General features: G+C 69.4%; 24 protein-coding genes. 20 read left to right on the top strand and 4 right to left on the bottom strand.

Annotated elements, in window-relative coordinates; translation table 11 throughout:
• Positions 1 to 109: 109 nt before the first annotated feature.
• Entirely contained in the window at positions 110 to 2533 is a 2424-nt protein-coding gene (hypF, locus tag ACFY3V_RS10600) for a carbamoyltransferase HypF (RefSeq protein WP_389772100.1), read from the bottom strand.
• Positions 2534 to 2858: 325 nt separating this feature from the next.
• Between hypF and ACFY3V_RS10595 the strand changes: the two genes are divergently transcribed.
• The 15 genes from ACFY3V_RS10595 (at position 2859) to hypE (ending at position 14840) form a co-directional block, all read left to right on the top strand.
• Complete coding sequence (locus tag ACFY3V_RS10595; RefSeq protein WP_362900012.1) at positions 2859 to 3536, top strand: phosphoheptose isomerase; 678 nt, start codon at positions 2859 to 2861, stop codon at positions 3534 to 3536.
• Positions 3533 to 3826: a HypC/HybG/HupF family hydrogenase formation chaperone gene (locus tag ACFY3V_RS10590; RefSeq protein WP_362900010.1), complete on the top strand. Its 294-nt coding sequence runs from the start codon at positions 3533 to 3535 to the stop codon at positions 3824 to 3826. The genes ACFY3V_RS10595 and ACFY3V_RS10590 overlap by 4 nt, the downstream gene beginning before the upstream one ends.
• A complete protein-coding gene (locus ACFY3V_RS10585; RefSeq protein ID WP_389772096.1) occupies positions 3813 to 4547 on the top strand; it encodes an SIS domain-containing protein in 735 nt (244 codons plus the stop codon). The genes ACFY3V_RS10590 and ACFY3V_RS10585 overlap by 14 nt, the downstream gene beginning before the upstream one ends.
• A gap of 91 nt (positions 4548 to 4638) precedes the next feature.
• Positions 4639 to 5715: a hydrogenase expression protein HypE gene (locus ACFY3V_RS10580; RefSeq protein WP_389772093.1), complete on the top strand. Its 1077-nt coding sequence runs from the start codon at positions 4639 to 4641 to the stop codon at positions 5713 to 5715.
• Position 5716: 1 nt separating this feature from the next.
• Positions 5717 to 7498 (top strand): nickel-dependent hydrogenase large subunit, encoded by a 1782-nt coding sequence (locus ACFY3V_RS10575; protein WP_389772090.1) that lies wholly within the window; start codon positions 5717 to 5719, stop codon positions 7496 to 7498.
• 39 nt (positions 7499 to 7537) lie between these two features.
• Complete coding sequence (locus tag ACFY3V_RS10570) at positions 7538 to 8302, top strand: NifU family protein (protein WP_362900002.1); 765 nt, start codon at positions 7538 to 7540, stop codon at positions 8300 to 8302.
• Positions 8299 to 9006: a DUF5947 family protein gene (locus ACFY3V_RS10565; RefSeq protein WP_362900000.1), complete on the top strand. Its 708-nt coding sequence runs from the start codon at positions 8299 to 8301 to the stop codon at positions 9004 to 9006. Before ACFY3V_RS10570 ends, ACFY3V_RS10565 begins: the two co-directional genes overlap by 4 nt.
• Positions 8999 to 9631 carry a DUF6084 family protein gene (locus tag ACFY3V_RS10560; RefSeq protein ID WP_362899998.1) on the top strand — a complete coding sequence of 211 codons (633 nt, stop codon included), beginning with the start codon at positions 8999 to 9001 and terminating at the stop codon, positions 9629 to 9631. Before ACFY3V_RS10565 ends, ACFY3V_RS10560 begins: the two co-directional genes overlap by 8 nt.
• Positions 9628 to 11067 (top strand): hypothetical protein, encoded by a 1440-nt coding sequence (locus ACFY3V_RS10555; RefSeq protein WP_362899996.1) that lies wholly within the window; start codon positions 9628 to 9630, stop codon positions 11065 to 11067. Before ACFY3V_RS10560 ends, ACFY3V_RS10555 begins: the two co-directional genes overlap by 4 nt.
• Positions 11064 to 11567 (top strand): hydrogenase maturation protease, encoded by a 504-nt coding sequence (locus ACFY3V_RS10550; RefSeq protein ID WP_362899994.1) that lies wholly within the window; start codon positions 11064 to 11066, stop codon positions 11565 to 11567. The genes ACFY3V_RS10555 and ACFY3V_RS10550 overlap by 4 nt, the downstream gene beginning before the upstream one ends.
• Complete coding sequence (locus ACFY3V_RS10545) at positions 11561 to 11665, top strand: DUF6893 family small protein (protein ID WP_389772084.1); 105 nt, start codon at positions 11561 to 11563, stop codon at positions 11663 to 11665. Before ACFY3V_RS10550 ends, ACFY3V_RS10545 begins: the two co-directional genes overlap by 7 nt.
• Before the next feature lie 139 nt (positions 11666 to 11804).
• Positions 11805 to 12203, top strand: a complete 399-nt coding sequence (locus tag ACFY3V_RS10540) for a hydrogenase maturation nickel metallochaperone HypA (protein ID WP_362899992.1) — start codon at positions 11805 to 11807, stop codon at positions 12201 to 12203.
• A 7-nt stretch (positions 12204 to 12210) separates the two neighbouring features.
• On the top strand, positions 12211 to 12429 hold the full coding sequence (locus tag ACFY3V_RS10535; protein ID WP_362899990.1) for a HypC/HybG/HupF family hydrogenase formation chaperone: 219 nt from the start codon (positions 12211 to 12213) through the stop codon (positions 12427 to 12429).
• A gap of 6 nt (positions 12430 to 12435) precedes the next feature.
• Entirely contained in the window at positions 12436 to 13563 is a 1128-nt protein-coding gene (gene hypD, locus ACFY3V_RS10530; protein WP_362899988.1) for a hydrogenase formation protein HypD, read from the top strand.
• Positions 13560 to 14840 carry a hydrogenase expression/formation protein HypE gene (hypE, locus tag ACFY3V_RS10525; RefSeq protein WP_362899986.1) on the top strand — a complete coding sequence of 427 codons (1281 nt, stop codon included), beginning with the start codon at positions 13560 to 13562 and terminating at the stop codon, positions 14838 to 14840. Before hypD ends, hypE begins: the two co-directional genes overlap by 4 nt.
• A gap of 14 nt (positions 14841 to 14854) precedes the next feature.
• Here the strand turns inward: hypE and purU are convergent, their stop codons facing one another.
• Positions 14855 to 15709 carry a formyltetrahydrofolate deformylase gene (purU, locus tag ACFY3V_RS10520; protein ID WP_350949462.1) on the bottom strand — a complete coding sequence of 285 codons (855 nt, stop codon included), beginning with the start codon at positions 15707 to 15709 and terminating at the stop codon, positions 14855 to 14857.
• A 294-nt stretch (positions 15710 to 16003) separates the two neighbouring features.
• On the opposite strand from purU, the gene ACFY3V_RS10515 reads away from it, so the two are divergent.
• On the top strand, positions 16004 to 16507 hold the full coding sequence (locus ACFY3V_RS10515) for an NUDIX hydrolase (protein ID WP_389772077.1): 504 nt from the start codon (positions 16004 to 16006) through the stop codon (positions 16505 to 16507).
• A gap of 289 nt (positions 16508 to 16796) precedes the next feature.
• Here ACFY3V_RS10515 and ACFY3V_RS10510 read toward each other — a convergent pair whose 3' ends face one another.
• Complete coding sequence (locus tag ACFY3V_RS10510; RefSeq protein WP_350949460.1) at positions 16797 to 17291, bottom strand: GNAT family N-acetyltransferase; 495 nt, start codon at positions 17289 to 17291, stop codon at positions 16797 to 16799.
• Positions 17288 to 18859 carry an XRE family transcriptional regulator gene (locus ACFY3V_RS10505; RefSeq protein ID WP_389772073.1) on the bottom strand — a complete coding sequence of 524 codons (1572 nt, stop codon included), beginning with the start codon at positions 18857 to 18859 and terminating at the stop codon, positions 17288 to 17290. The genes ACFY3V_RS10510 and ACFY3V_RS10505 overlap by 4 nt, the downstream gene beginning before the upstream one ends.
• 342 nt (positions 18860 to 19201) lie before the next feature.
• On the opposite strand from ACFY3V_RS10505, the gene ACFY3V_RS10500 reads away from it, so the two are divergent.
• From ACFY3V_RS10500 to ACFY3V_RS10485, 4 genes are all read left to right on the top strand, one after another.
• Positions 19202 to 19486, top strand: coding sequence for a hypothetical protein (locus ACFY3V_RS10500; protein ID WP_362514799.1), 285 nt, complete (start codon positions 19202 to 19204; stop codon positions 19484 to 19486).
• 480 nt (positions 19487 to 19966) lie between these two features.
• Positions 19967 to 21034 (top strand): mechanosensitive ion channel domain-containing protein, encoded by a 1068-nt coding sequence (locus ACFY3V_RS10495; protein ID WP_362899979.1) that lies wholly within the window; start codon positions 19967 to 19969, stop codon positions 21032 to 21034.
• Between the two features lie 20 nt (positions 21035 to 21054).
• Entirely contained in the window at positions 21055 to 21453 is a 399-nt protein-coding gene (locus ACFY3V_RS10490; RefSeq protein ID WP_350949457.1) for a globin, read from the top strand.
• 55 nt (positions 21454 to 21508) lie between these two features.
• Complete coding sequence (locus ACFY3V_RS10485) at positions 21509 to 23050, top strand: glycoside hydrolase family 13 protein (RefSeq protein ID WP_362899977.1); 1542 nt, start codon at positions 21509 to 21511, stop codon at positions 23048 to 23050.
• Positions 23051 to 23065: the final 15 nt, after the last annotated feature.

Below are 23065 nucleotides of genomic sequence, written 5' to 3'. Positions count from 1 at the left end.
GCCCCACGACCGCGCGCCCGGCGGTCCGGGCCCGGTAGCAGCGTGCCCCGGCTGTCCAGGCCCGGTGACGGCGCGCCCGGTGGTCCGGGCCCGGTGGCGGCGTGCCCGCTCAAAAAAGGCCGAGGGTGTCGCGGGCCGCGGCCACGGCGGCCTGGCCGAAGCTGATGCCGCCGTCGTTCGGAGGGACGGTTCGGTGGGTCAGGACCCGCAGCCCGCGTAGCCGGAGGGCGGTGACGAGACCGTCCAGCAGCAGCCGGTTCTGGAAGACCCCACCCGACAGGGCGACCGTACCGATGCCCGTGTCCTCGCGCAGCCGCGCGCACACCCGTGCGGCAGCGGCGGCGAGGCCGTTGTGGAAACGGGCCGCGACGAGCGCCGGAACCGCCCCGGCGCGCGTGTCCTCCACGACCGCGCGGACGAGGTCCGCGGCCAGGATCGTCAGAAGCGGCCCGTCGTCGACGATCCTGGCCCAATAGGCGCCCTTCTCCACGGGGTCGGCACACTGCTCCAGGGCGATCGCGGCCTGCCCCTCGTATCCGGCGGTGTCGCGGAGCCCGAGGATCGCCGCCACCGCGTCGAACAGGCGTCCGGCGCTGGAGGTGAGGGGGGAGTTCGTCCCGGACTCGGCCACCGCGACCACCTCGTCCCAGCGCGGGCCGTAGCGGGCCCTGACCGGCAGGTCCTCGGGGAGCGCGTCGCCGTAGGCCGCGCGCAGGTGCGCGGCCGCCATCCGCCAGGGCTGCCTGATCGCCGCGGTGCCACCGGGCATCGGCACCGGCGCCAGGCGCCCGGCACGGGTGAAGCCCGCCAGGTCGGCCACCAGGAACTCACCGCCCCAGATGGTGCCGTCGGTGCCGTAGCCGAGACCGTCGAAGGCCACCCCGATGACCGGGCCGCGCTCCCCGTTGTCGGCCAGGCAGGAGGCGATGTGCGCGTGGTGGTGCTGCACGCCGGTCAGGTCCACCGACCCGGGCACCTCCAGGTCGAGGGCGTACTTCGTGGACAGGTACTCGGGATGCAGGTCGTGGGCGACGAGCGCCGGGGTGATGCCGAGCAGGCGCCGGAGGTGCTCGATCCCCTCGGTGAAGGAGCACAGCGTCTCGTGGTTCTCCAGGTCGCCGATGTGGTGGGAGACGAAGGCGTGCTCCTGCCGCGCGAGGCAGAACGTGCTTTTCAGCTCGGCGCCACAGGCGAGTACCGCCCGGCGGGCGGGCGGTGAGAGCCGCAGGGGCTCCGGGGCGTACCCCCGGGACCTACGCAGCGGCACCGCGCCCCCTCCTACGGCGAGGAGCACCGAGTCGTCGGCGCGGGCGTGGATCGGCCGGTCGTGGGTGAGGAAGGCGTCCGCGACCCCGGCGAGCCGGGTGAGCGCGTCGTCGTCGCGGTAGGCGATGGGCTCGTCGGAGAGGTTTCCGCTGGTGAGAACGTACGGGCGGGCGAGTTCGGCGGCGAGCAGGTGGTGTACCGGCGTGTACGGCAGCATGAGACCGAGGCGGCGGTCGCCCGGCGCGACCGCTTCGGCCACCGCGCCTCCTGGGCGGCGGGGCAGCAGCACGATCGGACGCCGGGAGCCGGTGAGCAGCCGCTCGCCCTCGGCGTCCAGCTCGCACAGCGCCCGCGCGGTGCGCAGGTCGGGGACCATGACCGCGAACGGCCTCTCCTCGCGGCGCTTACGGGAGCGCAGGGTCCGGGTGGCCTCCTCGTCGGTGGCGTCGACCGCCAGGTGATACCCGCCGAGTCCTTTGACGGCCAGGACGCCTCCCGCTCGCAGCACCCGCACCGCCGCCACGATCGGATCGACGCCGTCGTCCGGCCTCTTACCGGGATGCCCGGTACCCGGTCCGTGGGCATGCGAGCCGCCGTTCGGACCAGGGGGATCCGGGCCGTCACCGGAATCACCGCCGCCCGGATCACGAGCGTGCGAGGCGCCGCGAAGACCACCGTCCAGGAGGCGGAGGACCGGGCCGCAGGCCGGGCAGCAGATCGGCTGGGCGTGGAACCGGCGGTCCGACGGGTCGAGGTACTCCCTCTCGCACTCCCCGCACATGGCGAACCCGGCCATCGTGGTGGCGGCTCGGTCGTAGGGGACATCCCGGATGATGGTGAACCTCGGCCCGCAGTTGGTGCAGTTGACGAAGGGGTGGCGGTGACGCCGGTCGGCGGGGTCGAACAGTTCGGACAGGCAGTCATCACATGTCGCGACATCAGGTGAGACAAGGGTGAACCGGTGGTTCCCCTCTCGGCTGGCCACGATGCGAAACCCCCGGTCCCCGCGTACCGGTATCTCGGTGGCCGTCAGACGGTCGATCGCCGCCAGCGGCGGGGCCTGGTCCCGCAGGCCCTTCCGGAAGCGCTCGAGGTCACCGGGCTCCCCCTCGACCTCGACGAACACACCCCGGTCGTCGTTGCCCACCCACCCGGACAGGTTCAGGCGCCGGGCGAGTAGGTGGACGTGGGGGCGAAATCCCACCCCCTGCACGATTCCCTCGATCCTGATCCTGACCCTGACCCGTGTTCCCCGCCCCACGCCCATCCCGCCATCCTTCCCGTCCCCACGGGAATGCCTCCGGGGCTCGCATGATCTGGACGGGAAGGTTACGTAGATGATCAGAGCTTTGCCGTTGGTTGTCGAGCCGGGGGTGTCGGGGCTGAAACGGCCAATCGTAATGTGGCGACTACCGTGAGAAATACGGAGCGTCGACATGCCTGGCACACCGAGTACGCGAACAACGCCTCTCTCACCACCGGTGGTCATACCGGTTACGGAGTCGACGGTGATCGCCGCCTTCGCGCGACGGGGTCACGCCGGGCGCGCTCTGACGGGTGAGGTGGAACGTGTCGCGTGCGCCGCTCGCGCCATGGCCTCGAGGTTTCGTCTCGGCGGCAAGCTGATCGTGTTCGGCGACGCGAGCGCGGACGCCGCGCACATCGCGGTCGAGTTCATGCACCCGGTCATCGTGGGCAAGAGGGCACTCCCCGCCGTGGCACTGAGCGGCGACATCGCGACGGCCGACCCGACGAACGACGCGGGCCGCGAGAACGACGGAGATCGTGGGAAAGGCGTGGCCGGAGGCGGGGAGAACGGAGACCACCGACAGAGCGGGGACGGCCGGAAAGGCGGGGGCGGCGACGAGGTCTTCGCCCACCAGGTGCGCCACTGGGCGGACCCCGCCGACACAGCCCTGGGGATCTTCCGCGACGGCCGATGTCCGAGCGTTCTGCGAGGTCTGGAGGCCGCCGGGGAGCTCGGCCTGCTGACCATCGCCCTGGCCGGAGCCCTGGCCGGCGGCGGTGAGGGCGACACTCCGGGTCGCGGGGCGACGGGCCACTTCCCGACCGGGCCCATCACGGGCGAGCACACCCCGGGCGGGCGCGCCACGACCGGTCGCCTTCCGGCCGACCACATCCTGGTCGCCGCGTCCGACGAGCCGGCCGTGGTCAAGGAGGTCCACGTCACCACCTACCACCTGCTGTGGGAGCTGGTTCATGTGTTCCTCGACCGGCTCGGTCCGCCCGCGCGAGGGGCGGACCGGTGAACGGGCCCGAGGACTGCACCGACGGTGTCTGCGTCACCTGTTCCGACCAGGCACTGCCGATGAGCGTGGTCAGGCTGCTTGAGGGGGACCTGGCGATCGTCGACGCGGGCGGAGTCCTCGAAGAGGTGAGCGTGGCGCTGGTCGACCCCGCGGTGGGCGACACCGTCCTCGTCCACGCCAGGGAGGCCATCGCCGTCGTCGCGCGCGGAAGCGCCAGGAAGAGCGACGAGGAGATCTCCGAGGAAGGCGACGACGGCGCCGAGGAGGAGGACGGCGATGAGCGCGCTTGACGAAACGCCCGCGGAGGGCGTGCGCGAGCTGTACCCCTTCCTTTACGACCACCCCGAGCACGACGAGCATCTCGGCCGGGCCGATCTCGGCACGACGGAGGTGCAGGCGGAGGCGATGCGATCGGCCGTGGAGAAGACCGGCGAGATCGTACGGCTGCGCGAGCGGATGGGCGCGGAGTCGGCGGCGGAGCTCGCGGCGTGCGCCGAGGAGATGGCCGCGCGGTTCGTCGCGGGCGGGCGGCTGTTCAGCTTCGGCAACGGCGGGAGCAGCACCGACGCCCAGGAGGTCGCCACCGCCTTCCTGCGGCCCTGCCGCGGCCCGGCCCTGCCCGCCCTCTGCCTGACCGCCGACGTCGCCGTGGTCACCGCGCTCTCCAACGACGTCGGCTTCGAGGTGGTCTTCGCCAGGCAGCTCGCGGCGCTGGGCCGTCCGGGGGACATCGTCGTCGGACTGTCCACGAGCGGCGGGTCGGCCAACGTCGTCCGGGCGTTCGAGGAGGCGGCCCACCGGGGCATGCTCACCGTCGGGCTGGCCGGAGGCGGGGGCGGCAGGCTGGCCGAACTGTCCGAGCGGGGCGTCCTGGACCACCTGTTCGTCGTCCCCTCCTCCTCGGTGCACCGGATCCAGGAGGCGCAGACCACCCTCTACCACGTCCTTCGGGAACTGACCTGGCACGCGCTCGGATCGGCGCCGATACCGCGAGCGCACAGCCCGGGGTGAGCCCGGCAGCCCGGGCGCACAACCCGGGTGAGGAGAACCCCGCCCCCTCCCCCTTCACGTTCCGCAGACATCACGAGGAGTGGGAGGCGTCATGGCAGCGCCGACGGACACAGCGAGCGGCAGAGCTCGGGAGCAAGAGGAGCCCGTCGTCCACATACTGTGGATCAACGCCGGGCTGAGCTGCGACGGCGACTCGGTCTCGCTCACCGCGGCGACCCAGCCGAGCATCGAGGAGATCGTGCTCGGCGCGCTTCCCGGGCTTCCCAAGGTGGCCGTGCACTGGCCGCTCATCGACTTCGAGTCCGGGCCGACGCAGGGCGCCGACGCCTTCATCGACTGGTTCTTCAAGGCCAAGCGTGGTGAGCTGGACCCGTTCGTCCTGGTCGTCGAGGGCTCGATCCCGAACGAGACGATCAAGCAGGAGGGCTACTGGTCCGGGTTCGGCAACGACCCCGAGACCGGCCAGCCCATCACGACCAGCGAGTGGCTGGACATGCTCGCGCCCAAGGCGACCGCGATCGTCTGCGCGGGCACCTGCTCGGCGTACGGCGGCATCCACGCCATGGCGGGGAACCCGACCGGGGCCATGGGCGTCGCCGACTATCTGGGCTGGGACTGGAGGTCCAAGGCGGGGCTGCCGATCGTCAACGTGCCGGGCTGCCCGGTGCAGCCGGACAACCTCTCCGAGACGCTCCTCTACCTGCTCTACCAGGTCGCCGGGCAGGCACCGATGATCCCGCTCGACGAGGCGCTGCGCCCGACGTGGCTGTTCACCCAGACCGTCCACGAGGGGTGCGACCGGGCCGGCTACTACGAACAGGGGCAGTTCACCACCGAGTACGGCTCCCCGAGGTGCCTGGTCAAGATCGGCTGCTGGGGGCCGGTCGTCCGGTGCAACGTCCCCAAGCGCGGCTGGATGAACGGGATCGGCGGCTGCCCGAACGTCGGGGGCATCTGTATCGCCTGCACGATGCCGGGTTTCCCCGACAAGTTCATGCCCTTCATGGACGAACCGCCCGGCGCGCACATCTCCTCGACGGTGAGCGGCGCGTACGGGACCGTCGTCCGCGCGCTGCGCGGCGTCACCCTGCGAACCGTCGACAAGGAACCCAAATGGCGCCGCAAGGGGCGCGAGTTGCTGACCGGCTACAAGGCGCCCTGGAGCTGACATGACGACCTCGGAGCAGAACCCCGACCTCGTGGAGATGGCCTGGGATCCCATCACCAGGATCGTCGGGAGTCTCGGCATCTACTGCAAGATCGATTTCAAGGGCCGGCGGATCGCCGAGTGTCACAGCACCTCGTCGATCTTCCGTGGCTACAGCATCTTCATGAAGGGCAAGGATCCGCGCGACGCCCACTTCATCACCAGCCGCATCTGCGGGATCTGCGGCGACAACCACGCCACCTGCTCGGTCTACGCGCAGAACATGGCGTACGGGGTGCGGCCTCCCGCCCTGGCCGAGTGGATCGTCAACCTGGGCGAGGCAGCCGAGTACATGTTCGACCACAACCTCTACCAGGAGAACCTGGTGGGGGTCGACTACTGCGAGAAGATGGTCCGCGAGACCAATCCCGGGGTGCTGGCGATGGCCGAGCGCACCGAGGCCCCGCACGCGGGCGACCACGGTTACCGCACCATCGCCGACATCATGCGGTCGCTGAACCCGCTGGAGGGCGAGTTCTACCGCGAGGCGCTCGCGGTGAGCCGCCTCACCCGCGAGATGTTCTGCCTCATGGAGGGCAGGCACGTACACCCCTCGACGCTCTATCCGGGCGGGGTGGGCACGGTCGCGACGGTGCAGCTGTTCACCGACTACCTGTCCCGGCTGATGCGCTACGTCGAGTTCATGAAACGGGTCGTACCCATGCACGACGACCTGTTCGACTTCTTCTACCAGGCGCTGCCCGGCTACGAGGAGGTCGGCCGCAGGCGGGTGCTGCTCGGTTGCTGGGGAAGCTTCCAGAACCCCGAGCACTGCGACTTCACCTACCGCAACATGAGCGACTGGGGCCGCGAGATGTACGTCACGCCGGGGGTGATCGTCGACGGCAAGCTGGTCACCGACGACCTGGTCGACATCAACCTCGGCATCCGGATCCTGCTGGGCAGCTCCTACTACGACGACTGGCAGGACCGGGAGCCGTTCGTCACCCACGACCCGCTGGGCAACCCGGTCGACATCCGGCACCCGTGGAACCAGCACACCATCCCACACCCGCAGAAACGCGACTTCAGCGACAGGTACAGCTGGGTCATGTCGCCCCGCTGGTTCGACGGGGAGGACGCGCTCGCGCTCGACACCGGCGGCGGGCCCATCGCCAGGCTCTGGTCGACGGCGCTGTCCGGCAGGGTCGACATCGGCTACGTCAGAGCGACCGGCCACAGCGTGCTGATCAACCTGCCGCGGACGGCGCTGAGGCCGGAGAAGACGTTCGAGTGGAAGATCCCCGAGTTCAAGGGGCAGCCGCTGTCCAACGCCCTGGAACGCAACCGGGCCCGCACCTACTTCCAGGCCTACGCGGCGGCGTGCGCGCTCTACTTCGTCGAGCGGGGCCTGGCCGAGGTGCGGGCGGGCCGTACCCAGACCTGGGAGCCGTTCACGGTTCCCGACGAGGCGATCAGCTGCGGTTTCACCGAGGCCGTGCGGGGCGTGCTCTCCCACCACATGGTGATCAGAGACGGGAAGATCGCCAACTACCATCCGTACCCGCCGACGCCCTGGAACGCGAGCGTCCGCGACGTGCACGGCACGCCGGGGCCGTACGAGGACGCGGTGCAGAACACTCCGATCTTCGAGGAGAACCCGCCCGCGGACTTCAAGGGCATCGACATCATGCGTACCGTGCGGAGCTTCGATCCGTGCCTGCCGTGCGGGGTGCACATGTACCTCGGCGGCGGCGAGGAGCTGCGCAGGGTGCACACTCCCCACGCCTTCGGCGCCTCGTGAACCGACCGCTTCCCGGCACAGGAGAGGGGACCCGAGCCGATGCCGCGAACCCATGACGTCCAGGCGACGGGCGATCGTGTCGAGGCGCTCATCGCCGACCTCGGCGCGCTGAGCGACGCCGTGACGCGCGCCAAGGCCGAGGACCTCGTACGTGCCCTCGTCGAGCTGTACGGCGCCGGTCTGGAACGCGTCGTCGAGATCGTCACCGAGACCGGGGCCGCCGAGGTGCTGGGCCGCATGGTCGGCGACCCGCTCGTGTCCGGGCTGCTGGTGCTGCACGACCTGCACCCGCTGAGCACGGCCGAACGCGTCCGCGACGCGCTGGAGCGCGTACGGCCCCACCTGGGGTCGCACGAGGGTGGTGTGGAACTGCTCGGCGTGGGCGAGGACGGGATCGTGCGGCTCCGTCTGGAGGGCGCCTGTCGCGGCTGCCCGTCCTCGCTGCTCACCGTGACCGACGCCATCGAACGAGCAATCGCCCAGGCGGCGCCCGAGGTGTCGGGGGTGGAGGTCGAGGGGGTGAGCGACGGGCGGCAGGGGCTGCTGCAGATCCAGCGCCGCGCGCCCGGCCCGTGCCCGGTTCCGGAGCGGGCTCCGGACTCCGCGCCGGCCCCGGGAGCGGCGCGAGGACCAGGAGCGACGCTAGGGCCAGGAGCGACGCTAGGGCCAGGAGCGACGCTAGGGCCAGGAGCAGCGCGAGGACCGGGAGCGGCGCCGAGGTCAGGGCCGGGACCGGCCGCTGATCCGGGGCGGGAGCCAGGACCAGGGTCACCGCAGACGGCGAAGCCGGAGCCGGTGTCGTGACGGCCACCGGGCTGCGCAGGTTCCGCGAGCCGCCCCGGACGGACCGGTCCGCCTGGTCGCCGACGACACCCGCGACACCGGCCACACCAGCAACGCCGACGACACCGACACCGACGACGCTGTGCGAGTTGTGCGCGACCCCCGCGGGCGAGGAGCACGGCCACCTCGTGAATGTCGAGAGCCGAGCGCTGCTGTGCGCCTGCCGGGCCTGCTACCTGCTGTTCACCCGCGACACGGACGGCCGGGCACGCTACCGGGCCGTCCCGCGACGCTACCTCCACGCCCCGCGTTTCCTGTTGAGCGCGGCCGACTGGGACGAGATGCAGATCCCGGTCCGCACGGCCTTCTTCTTCCACAACTCCGCGATGGACCGGACCGTGGCGTTCTATCCGAGCCCGGCCGGAGCCACCGAGTCGCTGCTGCCGTTGGAGACGTGGCGGCGCGTCCTGGCGAACAACCCGGAGATGGCCGACGTCCGGCCCGACGTGGAGGCACTCCTGGTGGACCGCCGTCCCGACGGCGGTTTCGCCTGCCATCTGGTGCCGATCGACACCTGCTACGCGTTGGTCGGCCTGGTGCGGATGCACTGGAAGGGCTTCGACGGCGGCGAGGAGGCGCGGGAGGCGATCAACGGTTTCTTCGCCGACCTGCGCGGACGCGGCCGCACCGTACCGCCCCTCCGAGGTGGTGAGGGCGGTGGATGAGCTCACGTTCGACTGCGTGGGCGTGCGGGCGGAGGCGTACGCGGCCTTCCCGACGCTCGTCTTCCGGTTGCGCGTCACCGCCCCCGCTCCCTCGGGGGTGCACACCGTCGCGCTGGGCTGCCAGATCCGGGTGGAGCCCCACCTGCGGCGCCACGGCGCCGGCGAGGCGGAGCTGCTCGGCGACCTGTTCGGTGACCCGGCGCGCTGGGGCGACACGCTGAAGCCCCTGCGGTTCGCCGACGTCTCCGTCATGGTCCCGGCGTTCACCGGGAGCACCGAGATCGACGTGCCGGTGCCGTGCGGCTACGACCTTGAGGTGTCGGCGGGCCGGTATTTCGCCGCCCTGGAGGACGGCGAGATCCCGATGCTCATGCTCTTCCACGGCACGGTGTTCGCCAGGGCACGAGACGGCTTCTCGGTGAGCCAGGTGCCGTGGCATCGCGAGGCCCGCTGCCGGTTGCCGGTGGCGGTGTGGCGGGAGCTGATGGACCGCTACTTCCCGGACTCGGGGTGGCTGCGGTTGCGTCGCGGCACGCTACGGGAACTCAGCAGGTTCAAGTCCGGGCGCGCCCTGGCGACCTGGGACGAGACCCTGGAACTACTGCTCAAGGAGACGCGGCGATGAGCGTTCCGATGGACATCGCGCGGCGGGTGGCGGACGCGGTGCTGTACGAGGGCTACCTTCTCTACCCCTATCGCGCCTCGGCGCCCAAGAACCAGGTGCGCTGGCAGTTCGGGGTGCTCGTCCCTCCGGGGTTCACCGCGACCGCCGAGTATCCGTACAACGTGACCGAATGCCTCCTCGAAGGGGCCGCGTACGCCGTCGCGCACCTGAACCTGCGCTTCCTGCACCTGAGGACACGCGGCGTCGAGCGCGCCGAGGACGACGGCTACTGGCCGGTCCAGCAGTTGCGGAACGGCCACCGGACCTACCTCGCCTTCGACGAGGCGACCGAGCGGGAGACGGAGGTGACACTCCCCATCGCCGGTCTGCTCGACGCCCCAGAGCGGGTCATCGAGGTACGGATTCCCGGAGACCGCGTGGTCGAGCCGATCGTGGCGCCGTCCGGAGAGGTGATAGGGCGCCTCGTCTCCGAGCACCTGCCGCTGAACGCGGCGCTCAGGGTCTCCGCCGAGTTGGTACCGGGCCCCTACGACCTGGTCAAGCTGCGCGTCCGGGTGGAGAACACCGACCCCTGGAAACCGCTGGGCGCGCCGCGCGAGCAGGCGCTGCGGCACTCGCTGATCTCGGCGCACCTGCTCATCGCGGTGACCGCCGGAGCCTTCGTCTCCCTGCTCGACCCGCCGAACTGGGCCCGGCCCGCCGTGGAGACCTGCCGCAACGAGCACACCTGGCCGGTACTCGTGGGCGAGCCGGGCCATCGGGACGTGGTGCTGTCCTCTCCGATCATCCTCTACGACCACCCGGACATCGCGCCGGAGAGCCCCGGGCCGCTGTTCGACTCCACGGAGATCGACGAGATGCTCCACCTGCGCACCCTCACCCTCACCGACTCGGAGGCTCGGGAGGCCCGGGAGACCGACCCCCGGGTGGCCGAGCTCATCGACATGGTCGGCAACATGCCACCGGAGCTGCTGGAACGACTCCACGGCGCGATCCGTTCGGTGGAGGAGAACACCGACCCGCGCTCTCGGACGTCTCCGGAGATGTCCTCGTGCACGTCCTCACCGATGTCTCCGGCGAGTGAGGAGTCGTCCTGGGCCCTGGGGGAGAGGTCCGCCCCCCAGTGGGCTGAGGCTGCGGTCTCCCCGGAGGCCGACAGCGTGACGATTTCCGGGGTGGCCGTCTCCAGGGGCAGCAGGGTCAGGCTGGTTCCCGGCCGGCGACGCGCCGACGCCCACGACATGTTCCTCGCCGGCAGGACCGCGCACGTCGAGGCCGTGCTCCTCGATCTCGACGGCGCCCACCACCTGGCCGTCACCCTGGAGGAGGATCCGGGCGCTGACCTGCACCGATCGCACGGCCGCTTCCTCTACTTCGCCCCCGACGAGGTCGAGCCGCTCACGGACGACTCACCTGTGGGAGAGGTGGGCGCGTGAGGATCCTGGTGGCCGGTGTGGGAAACGTCTTCCTCGGCGACGACGGCTTCGGGGTGGCGGTGGCCGGACACCTGGCCCGCACCGACCTGCCCGATGAGGTCGAGGTCAGGGACTTCGGCATCCGAGGCGTCCACCTGGCGTACGAGCTGACCGGCGGCGGATACGACGTCACGATCCTGGTCGACGCGGTCTCCCGCGACGGGCCGCCCGGCACCCTGTACGTCCTCGAACCGTCGGCGGGCGACGTACCGCGATCCTTCGCCGACGCGCACTCGATGACGCCGGAGACCGTGCTCTCGCTGGTGGGCGTGCTCGGCGGCGAGGCCGGTCGCGTCCTGCTCGTCGGCTGCCAGCCCGCCGACACCTCGCCTGGCATGCGGCTCAGCCCTCCGGTCGCGGACGCCGTCGCCAGGGCGGCGGACCTGGTCGTCGAGCTCGCGGGGCAACAGATCGCGATGGCGCTCGCCACCGCGGTTCACGAGGAGGAACGGACATGCTGAAACGCCTGCTGGCCGGAGCGGTGCTGGTGGGGGTGGCCATACTGGTCTATCAGTCGCTCCCCGACATCAAGCGCTACCTGCGGATGCGGAACATGTAGCGGGCCCGCGCACTCCGGAGAGCCGTGGACGCGGGACGGGCCGTCCCGTACGACCGTCCGCGCCATTCGGGCGGCGGGCGGAACACATCGAGGTCACGGCCCGCCGGAACGGAAAAACCTACCGATGCAATGAGAAGGGATGACGATGCATGAATTCGGGATCGCCGAGGCGATCCTCACGGCGGTGGAGAACCGGGCGGACGGCAGGCGGGTGCGACGGGCGCGAGTCCGCGCGGGCGCCCTGCTCCGCCTCACGGAACCGGCCGTCAACCTGGCGTTCTCCTCGATCTCCGAGGGTTCCGTGGCCGAGGGCGCCCATGTGGAACTGGTCATCGTCCCGGTGAGGATGACCTGCCGTTCCTGCGGGAGCACGTCCACCTCCGTCGAGCCCTTCGCCCTCTGCGCGGGGTGCGGCGACACCGATATCGACACCGAGGGCGGCGAAGACCTCGTTCTCGAGTCCATCCAGCTGGCGGAGGTCTCTCATGTGCCTGGGAATTCCCGGCGAGATCGTGGAAATCCTGTCGGATCGTCCTGATCTGGCCATGGTCGACGTCTGCGGCGTCAAGCGCGCGATCAACATCGGCCTGCTTGAGGACGAGTGCGTCGCACCCGGCGACTGGATCCTCATCCACGTCGGGTTCGCGCTGTCGAAGATCGACGAGGTGGAGGCGAGGGCCGCGCTCGACTTCCTCGAAAGCATCGGCCAGGCGTACGAGGACGAGATCGCGGCCCTCCGAGAATCCACGATCGAAGAGGGGTGAGGGCTGATGCGTTTCGTCGACGAGTACCGCGACGCCGAGAAGGCCCGGATGCTCGCCGCGCGGATCGCCGCGCTGTGCGAGCCCGGCCGCGACTACAAGTTCATGGAGGTGTGCGGCGGGCACACCCACACGATCTACAAGCACGGCCTGGAGGACTACCTGCCCGAGGCCGTCACCCTGGTGCACGGTCCCGGCTGCCCGGTCTGCGTCATCCCGATGGGAAGGGTGGACGACGCCGTCCACATCGCCGGACAGCCGGACGTGATCATGACGTCGTTCGGCGACATGATGCGGGTGCCGGGCGGGAACGGCTCGTTCCTCGACGCCAAGGCGCGGGGGGCCGACATCCGGATGGTGTACTCCCCGCTGGACGCCCTGAAGATCGCCCGGCAGAACCCGGAACGGCGCGTGGTCTTCATGGCCATCGGGTTCGAGACCACCGCGCCCTCGACGGCGATGACGGTCCTGCGTGCCGAGGCCGAGGGGATCGAGAACTTCTCGATCTTCTGCAACCACGTGACGATCATCCCCGCCATCAAGGCGATCCTGGACTCTCCCGACCTGCGCCTTGACGGGTTCATCGGGCCGGGCCACGTCTCGACCGTGATCGGCTGCCGGCCGTACGAGTTCGTCGCGCGTGCCTACGGAAAGCCCATGGTGGTCGCCGGTTTCGAGCCGTTGGACGTACTGCACACGGTCTACCGCATCCTTCTGCAACTGTCGGAAGGCCGCTTTGAGGTGGAGAACCAGTACTCCCGGGTGGTCCCGTGGGAGGGCAACCTCAAGGCCCTGCGCGTCATCGGCCAGGTGATGGAGCTGCGACCGTACTTCGAATGGCGCGGGCTCGGCTTCATCTCGCAGTCGGCGCTCAGGGTCACCGAGCGGTACGCCGCCTTCGACGCCGAGCGGATCTTCCGGATTCCGGGCGGGAGGGTGGCCGATCCGAAGGCGTGCCAGTGCGGCGAGGTGCTCAAGGGAGTGCTCAAGCCCTGGGAGTGCAAGGTCTTCGGCACCGCGTGCACTCCGGAGACGCCGATCGGCACGTGCATGGTGTCGTCCGAGGGCGCCTGCGCGGCGTACTACAACTTCGGCCGGTTCTCGCGCGAGCGCGTCAGGGAGGCGACCCGGACGTGAACGACGGAAAAGGCGGCACCGGACGGGCCGAGGAGCACACCGTGCGGGAGATGGATCCCCCGGGATCACTCGACGGGTTGCAGGCGCCGGGCCTGCGGGAGGAGACACCCGGCCGCGAACACGTACCGGACCTGAAGGACCCGAAGAAGGAGACGCGCGTCCGCGGACACGTACCGGACCTGAGTGACCCGAGGGAGGAGGCGCGCGTCCGGGAGCAGCGGGTGCTGGACCGGATCGAGCGGGTACGGCGACGCGGGGCGCGCGTCCGGGAGGACCGCGTCACCCTGGCGCACGGCGCGGGCGGCAAGGCCACCAGGACCCTGATCGAGGCGGTGTTCCTGGAGTCGTTCCGCAACCCGATGCTGGAGACCCTGGAGGACGGCGCGGTCACCGACGGGCTCGCCCTCACCACCGACGCGTTCGTGGTCACGCCGCTGTTCTTCCCCGGCGGCGACATCGGCGACCTCGCGGTCAACGGCACCGTCAACGACCTGGCCATGTGCGGTGCCCGCCCCCGCTACCTGTCGGCCGGATTCATCCTGGAAGAGGGATTTCCGGTGGCCGACCTGCGGCGCGTCACCGCCTCGATGGCCGAGGCGGCGCGGGCGGCGGGCGTGTGGATCGTCACCGGTGACACCAAGGTCGTGGAGAGGGGCAAGGCGGACGGCTGCTACATCACCACCTCCGGCATCGGGACGCTTGAGCGGCCCGTCCGGCTGAGTGCCGCCTCCGCGCGGCCGGGAGACGCGGTCATCGTGTCCGGGCCGATCGGCGAGCACGGGATCACCATCATGCTCGCCCGGGGAGAACTCGACATCGAGGCCGACCTGTGTTCCGACACCGCTCCGCTCAACGCCCTCGTCGACCTGCTGCTGGACGCCTGCGACAGCGACGGGGGCGGCGCGGTGCGCTGCCTGCGCGACGCGACCAGGGGCGGGGTCGCGACGATCGTCAACGAGATAGCGGAGTCCTCGCGGGTCGCCGTCGTCCTCGACGAGGACGCGGTGCCGGTCCGCCCCGCCGTACGGGGGGCGTGCGAACTGCTGGGGATCGACCCGCTCTACGTCGCCTGCGAGGGCCGGATGGTCGCGGTGGTGGCCGGGGATTCCGCGGAGACGGCCCTGGCCGCCCTTCGTTCCCACCCGCTCGGCTCCGACGCGGCGATCATCGGGCGGATCGCCGACGATCCGCCGGGGCTGGTCCTGCTCAGGACCGCCTTCGGCGGCACCCGCATCGTCGACCTGCTGGTCGGCGACCCGCTACCGAGAATCTGCTGACCGGGAGCGGTTGGCTAGCGGGGAAAGACGATCGTCTTGTGACCGTCGAGCAGGACACGCTGCTGGGTGTGCCAGCGGACGGCCCGCGCCAGGGCCTGGCACTCGACGTCACGGCCGATGGCGGCGAGGTCGTCCGCGGAGTGGGTGTGGTTGACCCGGGCGACCTCCTGCTCGATGATCGGGCCCTCGTCAAGGTCGGCGGTCACGTAGTGCGCGGTCGCGCCGATCAGCTTCACGCCGCGGGAGTGCGCCTGGTGGTAGGGCTTGGCGCCCTTGAACGACGGCAGGAACGAGTGGTGAATGTTGATCACATTGCCCGCGAGCTTGACGCAGAGGTCTTCCGACAGCACCTGCATGTAGCGGGCGAGCACCACCAGGTCGGCCCGGTAGTGGTCGACCAGGGTGAGGACCTCCGCCTCCTGCCTGGGCTTGGTCTCGGGGGTGACCGGCAGGTGGTGGTAGTCGATGCCGTACGACTGGGTCAGCGGCCGCAGGTCCGGGTGGTTGGAGACGACCGCGACGATCTCGATGTCGAGCAGGCCCGAGCGCGTCCGGTACAGAAGATCGTTCAGGCAGTGGCCGAACTTGCTCACCATCACCAGCACGCGCGGCTTGACGGAGACGTCGCGCAGCTTGAAATCCATGCCGAACTCGGGGGCGAGCGCGGCGAAGGCCTCGCGCAGCTCCCCGTCGGACAGCGGAGAGGCGAACTGCACCCGCATGAAGAACCGCTCGGCCACGGCGTCACCGAACTGCTGGCTCTCGATGATGTTGCATCCCCGCCCGGCGAGGAGGCCGGAGACCGCGGCCACCACTCCCGGACGGTCCGGGCAGGACAGCGTCAACACAAACTCGGCCCTGGAACTCATGCCTTCACCTTTGAGCTTGAGAGGTCGGATCGTACGGTGCTTCCACCTGACCTGGGCAGGGTACAGCGAATCCCACCGCCGCATCCGGCCGTCCGGCACGTGGCGGGCCACGAGACCCCAAGGCCACCACAGACCCCCGGAACCACCACAACCACGCGATCTCGCTCTGGTCGTCGGAGCACCCGGGATCGGCCGACATCGCCCGGAGTCAAGAAAGCCATCCGGAACCGTCCGAGGCGCTGATCCGCTGGGCGAACGGGGTGCTATCGTCCCCACCCTATGGACCCCCACCCTATGGAGACCCCAGACCCCGCGGACACCCCGGATACCACGGACATCGCGGACACCCCTCAGCCGAGCGGCAGGCCCGCGACCCGGGTGATCTGTGTGGACGGGGCAGGCCGGGTGCTTCTCATGCACTGGCGCGACCCCGTCGGCGGCCAGACCCTCTGGGAACCGCCGGGCGGCGGGATCGACCCGGGCGAGACCCCTCTGCAGGCCGCGCGGCGCGAACTCACCGAGGAGACGGGGCTGCCGGGCGAGGCGGTGCTGAACCTGTGGGTGCCGGTACGCAGGGAGTTCCGCTGGATCGGGGTCGACTACGCCAAGACGGAGCGGTTCTATCTGGCGAGGTTCGAGGGCACCCCCGAGGTGAGCGCCGGGGCGTTCACCGCCGAGGAGCACATCACCTACCTCGGCTGCGACTGGTTCTCACCGGCGGAGATGGTCGATCTCCCCGGCTCCCTGGAGCCCCCTGACCTGCCGGAGGTCGTCTCCCGCCTCACACTGCTGGGGTGAACCGGTCATCAGCCGGAAAAGGGAACGAACAGCCGGACAAGAAAAGCCCGCGCGGCCCTCGATCTCTCGGACCGGGGGCCGCGACCGTTGGAGGATGATTCTCTCGGTGGGGAAGAATCTCATCCCTTGTGGATGGTGCCGGCAGCGCCACCCAGTCGCGACACGCCGGCTTTGTGGACAATGATCTTTTTCATCGCACTCACCAGGGAATGGTGTTAGGTACGAAAATAATTATTCGGATATTTCCGAAATAGGCAATACCAAACCGAAAGATATCCCTAAATATAGATCACTTAGTTAAAGAGGACATAGCGGCTATTAGGTCTTTTTCTCCGTAAATCACCACACACCCCCCTCGTTCTTCCCGGCGGACCTCGCGCCAGCCGAACTTGCGATAGAGCTCCATCGCCGCGAGTTGATTCATGGTGGTGTCACCGCGAAGACGCACATAACCGAGTTCGGTGGCTCGCGTCTCCAGCGCGAGCACCATCTGGGCGCCGAATCCGCGACGCTGGAACTCCGGATGGACCCGCATGCGGCACATCTCGGCGGTCTGGTCGTCGACACGACGCAGACCGCCCATCGTGATGACGCGCCCCTCGGGCGTCTCGCCCACGAGGAACTCACCCCGGTCGGCGAGATAGATCTCGTGGATCCTCGGGAAGTCGTCCTCGTAGTAGACGCCGTCCCCCGGCGCGAGACCGACCTGCGCGAGGCAGATCTGGTGAAGCGCCCATACGGACTCCAGGTCGGACCAGCGATAACGCCGAAGCCTCGGCTTCAAGTGCCACTCCTGTCGGTCACCGGATCCTCCGTCGACGTGCCGCGGCTGCGCAGCGACTCCATGTAGGTCTTGAGCTTGGGATGGCCAGGGACCTTCACCTCGACCTGCTTGCCCACCTCGTGGGCGCGTTGCATGAGGATGTCGGGCCGGCAACTCTCGTCGAGGCTCAGGACCGTACGGTGGGCGATCTCCAGCGCCTCGTCCACGTCACCCTCAAGGATCTTGCACTGGGCCCGGTCGAACTTGATGAAGGTCGGGTCGAGCCAGTCGGTCGGGCCGTACTTGGTGAGCGCCTGCTCCAGGATGAGATCGGCCTCCATCGCCTGCCCGAGCTTGACGAGCGCGTCTCCCTGGTGGAAGTAGAGCTGGCGCTCGGTGTAGCCGAAGGTCGAGTCGTCCTGCTCCGTGGCGGACATCTGGGAGAAGGCGGCCCTCGCCCTCGACAGCGCCCGCTTCGCCTGGTCGACCACGTCCTTCTTGCCCGAGCCCGACATCATCGCCAGCGCGCGGGCCTCGACCACCGGGGCCATGACCTGGGCCGCACAGGGCGTCTGCCCGGCCAGGTCCCTGCTCTTCTTGGCGAGGTTGAGGGCCTCGCGCGGGTCGCCGTAGTAGAGGGGGACCAGAGCCTCCCTCGCCGTGACCCACGCCCTCAGCGCCCGGTCGCCGGTCTCGTCCGCCGCGGTCCTGCCGGTCCTGAAGAAGGACCGCGCGAGCCGGTGGTCGCCAAGATTGATCATGATCATGCCGCTCAGACCGGCGAGTTTCGCCGCCATGCGGCACAGCCGTTCTTGCAGGTCGACCGGCTGGTGCCGCTCCATCGCCTTGCGCACCGCGGCGAATTCGAGCATCACGTCGCACAGCAGCCTGAGCGGGGGGGTGTTCATGTACTGGCGGCCGAAGCCGATGGTGGATTCCTCCCACTGATCGAGCATCGCGGGCGAGACGGTGGCCGAAACCAGCGTGTCGTCCATCCGCCGACGCATGCTTTCCACCGATCCGAGCACCTGCCCGTCCAGCGCGATACCGCTGCCGGCCAGAAGCTGTAAGAGCGTCCTCCGTAGCACGTTCTCGTCCTCCTCACCCCCGTCCGCGGGAGGGTCGGCGCCGATCGGCTGGATCAGCAGCTCACGCGGACCAGGGGAAGTGTCGGGTCTTCCATCCTGGAGATCACCTCGCACGACACCGGGCATCTTGTGGCCGTGGCCACAGATGCACGGGCCGTCGTACCCGAGGGAGGGGGGCTCGACCCGGTAGGCGGAGCACAGGTAGTGCAGGTATTCGGGACCGGGTCGCTTCAACCCGCTCTCGTACGCGGACAGGAGCGTCTCACCGATGCCGGGAGCCGCCTTACCGTCGCGTTCGAACAGCGCCCGTATCTGTTCGATGACGTCCGCGAGAGCGACGCCGTGCGCGAGGCGGTGACCTTTTATCCGAGTGGTCCCGAATTGCGAACTACACTTTTCATATATTTCCTCGGCTATCTGCGCCGAGGACTTCCCGGCCGCCAGGCCACGGGCCCGGACCTGCCTCGCCAACTCTGTCTCCCTGTGCTGCCTGCCGGACATACCGGCCCCTCTCTCGTGACCAGCTGGGCTGGCTGGCACACTGGTCCCGACCGGATCCCCATCTCCCTTGACGCAGTGTGATCTTCCGGTCGCACTGCGCCTACCGAGAATGATGGACCACGTTTGACTCATCCGGAACACGCTAATAAAGCCGCTGGCTAAGAATCGTCCTCCGAAGGACTGTTTCTTTCAACCCACTTGGCACATCGCCCACCCTGAACAGGGTTTTCCCTGAATTGACCCGTAGGGCCGCTGTGAGTCATCTTTGGCGGGCAGCACCGGAAGCGTGATCGGACGAACACGATTCGGTGCCGGCCATCCGAGAGCACGAGGAGGGACGAGGTGGGTGAAGACGATTTCCAGCACCTTGAGCGGCTGGTGACGGAGCTTGACTGTCGCGGGCTGCACGCCCGCGTGGTGCGGACCCACTCGGGCCGTGCGTTCGTGCGTGTGATCAATCCGAAGGCGACCAGCCTGGCGGAGAACGTCACCTGCAGGGCGCAGGCCACCCCCAGCCATCGGGACTGGTACTACTGGTGGTCCTGGGGCGAACGAATGCACACGGTGGAGGACCCCGCCGGTGCCGCGACCAAGGTCGCACGCGTGCTAGCCGCGGTAGGAGAGTGAGGTGAGCGGCACAACGGGCGTTCATCCGCCCGGTGTGCCGCGCCTACCGCGGCCCGACGGAGCCGGCGGGGTGATCCGGTGCGGAGCGTCTTCGGACGCTGGACACCCCGCCGGCTCCGAATCGTCAGGCCCGCACCCGCGGGCCGCCGTTCCACGAGAACTTCCACGAAAAACGCGGAGGCTCCCCGTGAGCCGAAGCCCACGAACCGCTGCAAAGCACAGGCTGCCGTCCGGTCTCTCGTCCGGACGGTGACCGGAGGGATCCCTTTCGGGAACGGCACGGGACACGCTTCCGGGTGCGTGCCCCGTGCCGGGTCACCCCGTCACCAGGGGCATCCTGGTCCGCCTCCGCGGCTCCAGACCAGGATGTCCCCGTCTTCCCCGGCGTGATGTGACGGAGACCGGTTCGATCGGCAAGATGGGTGGGTTGCATGACTCACTCGGTCAGCCTGTCGATCCGATCCGAAAGGGATCCACTCCGTGTTCCTGCTGTCCCCCACGCCCGTTCCTACTCCCACCCCCAGCTTCACCCCCACTCCCAGCTTCACCCCGACACCCAGCGTCACCCCGACCTCGGGTCCGGAAGCCGTCGTCGAGGACCTCCTCGACGTGAGTGCGGGATTTACAAAAGGGTGCGGAGACGGTGGGGGAGTAATCTGCGACTTTGTGAAGATGCTCATCCCCGCGTCCGTCGACTGGGTGGCCCCCGTGATCGCGTGGCTGGTGGCCATCGTCCTGGTCGTGGCCATCGCGCTCATCCTGCGCAACCTGTCGCACCGGCTGATCGGCCGGATCGTGCGCCGGGCGTCCGCCGAGCGCACCTCCCTGGCGGGGCGGCTGCGCGGCAGGGAGACGGTCGCCCCCGAGGGCCTCGACGCGATCGTGGCCGAACGGCGCAGGCAGCGGGCCGAGACCATCGGCTCGGTGCTCAGGCACGTCGCCTCGATCATCATCCTGGGCACCGCCGCGCTCACCGTTCTCGACCGCCTCTCCATCCCCATCGCCCCCTTGCTGACCAGCGTCGGCATCCTGGGCGTCGCGATCGGCTTCGGCGCCCAGGAGCTCGTCAAGGACTTCATCGCCGGCATGTTCATGCTCCTGGAGGACCAGTACGGCGTGGGTGACGTGATCGACACGGGCACCGCGGTCGGCACCGTCGAGGCGGTCACCCTGCGCATCACCCGCCTGCGCGACAGCGACGGCCGCGTCTGGTACATCCGCAACGGCACGATCACCCGCGTCGGCAACGAGTCCCAGGGCTGGGCCCGCGCCACGGTCGACGTGCCGGTGGCGTACGCCTCGGAGATCCCCGTGGTCCGCGACCTGCTCAAGGAGGTCGTCGACGAGATGTGGAACGAGCCCGCCTTCCGCGACAGCGTCATCGTCGAGGAGCCCCAGGTCTGGGGCATCGAGCAGATCTCCGACACCGCGGTCATCTTCCGGGTCAGCGCCAAGACCCTCCCCTCCCGGCAGGGCGAGGTCGCCCGCGAGCTCCGCCTGCGGATCAAGTTCGCCCTCGACCGCGCCGGCATCACGATCGCCTCCTGACGTCAATTAGGCTGGATGACGTGTCCGCTACCCCCGAGGAATCCCAGTCCTTCTACGACGCCGTTGGCGGCGAGGAGGCCTTCAGGCGTCTGGTGCACCGCTTCTACCAGGGAGTGGTCACCGACCCGATCCTCCTGCCGCTGTATCCCGAGGAAGACCTCGAAGGCGCCGAGGAGCGGCTCAGGCTCTTCCTCATCCAATACTGGGGCGGTCCCAACACGTACGGCATGCAGCGGGGCCACCCCCGGCTGCGGATGCGGCACAACCCGTTCGTCATCCGCTCGGCCGAGCGCGACGCCTGGCTCCGCCACATGCACGACGCGGTGGTCTCCCTCCAGCTCCCCGACGAGCTGGAGAAACGCCTCTGGGACTATCTCGTGTACGCGGCGCACAGCATGGTAAACACCCCCGACGTATAAACCACCGTAAGGTCGGGGTCTGCCACGCATAAACCCCACCGGCCTGGGGCAACCCATGCACATGGAAACCCCCTGGTGGCGTGATGCCGTCGTCTACGAGATCTACGTTCGCAGCTTCGCCGACGCCTCCGGAGACGGCGTCGGCGATCTGCCCGGCATCCGGCAGCGCCTGCCGTATCTCGCCGAGCTCGGCGTGGACGCGATCTGGTTGACCCCCTTCTACCGCTCCCCGATGGCCGACGGCGGTTACGACGTGGCCGACTACCGCGACGTCGACCCGCTCTTCGGCACGCTCTCCGACTTCGACGAACTCGTCTCCGAGGCGCACCGGCTCGGGCTGCGGGTGATCGTCGACATCGTCCCGAACCACAGCTCCTCCGCCCACGAGTGGTTCCAGGCCGCCCTGCGAGGCGAGGGGCGCGACCGCTACATCTTCCAGGACGGCGGGGAGTCCCCTCCCAACAACTGGCAGTCGACCTTCAGCGGCCCCGCCTGGAGCAAGTCTCCCGACGGACAGTGGTATCTCCACCTCTTCGCCCCCGAACAGCCTGACTTCAACTGGCGCAATCCCGAGGTCCACTCCGAGTTCCTCGACGTGCTGCGGTTCTGGCTCGACCGCGGGGTGGACGGATTCAGGATCGACGTCGCGATGGGCCTCTACAAGGCCGAAGGGCTGCCGGACACCCCGCCGGAGGACCAGGCGTTCAAGGCCGAGTCGCCGATCTGGGGGCGGCCCGAGGTGCACGAGGTCTACCGCGACTGGCGCAAGGTCCTCGACTCCTACGAGGGCGAGCGGATGGCGATCGGCGAGGTCTGGACCGACTCCGCCGAGGATCTCGCCCTGTACGTCCGCCCCGACGAGCTGCACCAGAGCTTCAACTTCGCCTGGCTGGAAGCGCCCTGGTCAGGACCGGCGTTCAAGAAGATCATCGATGACACGCTCGCCGCGGTGACCGCCCCCACCTGGGTCCTTTCGAACCACGACGTGATCCGCCACGTGACCCGGTACGGCGACGGCCTCACCAACTCCACGACGGGCCTCGCCCGTGCCCGCGCGGCCCTGCTCGCGATGCTCGCCCTGCCGGGATCGGCATATCTCTACCAGGGGGAGGAACTCGGCCTCCCCGAGGTGAAGGATCTTCCCCCGGAGGCCCGCCAGGACCCGATCTTCGCCCGCTCCAAGGGCGAGCTGGCCGGCCGCGACGGCTGCCGAGTCCCCATCCCCTGGTCCGGTGCGGCCGAGCCCTACGGCTTCTCCCCAGACGGAACACGGCCCTGGCTGCCACAGCCGGTCGAGTGGGCCGCACTCTCCGCCGAGCGCCAGTCGAACGACCCGGGCTCGACGCTCCACTTCTATCAGGAGGCCCTGCGCGCCCGCCGCGAGCTGCGCGGCACGCTGCCGGACGAGATCACCTGGCTGGACTCCCCCGAGGACGCCCTCATCTTCAGCCGGGGTCCGCTCACCTGCGTCATCAACTGCGGTTCCGAGCCGGTGCAACTGCCTCCGCACGACCGTGTCCTGATCGGCAGCGCCCCGGTGGAAGGTCACCTTCTCCTGCCGGACACCGCGGCCTGGCTGCACACTCCTGAGGCCTGACAGACCGCCTGCCAC

Source organism: Streptosporangium sp. NPDC000095 (assembly GCF_042899335.1).
In the GTDB taxonomy this organism is placed as follows: Bacteria; Actinomycetota; Actinomycetes; order Streptosporangiales; family Streptosporangiaceae; genus Streptosporangium.
Note: the sequence above shows the minus strand (reverse complement) of the source record. Positions and strands in the feature narration are given on the sequence as shown.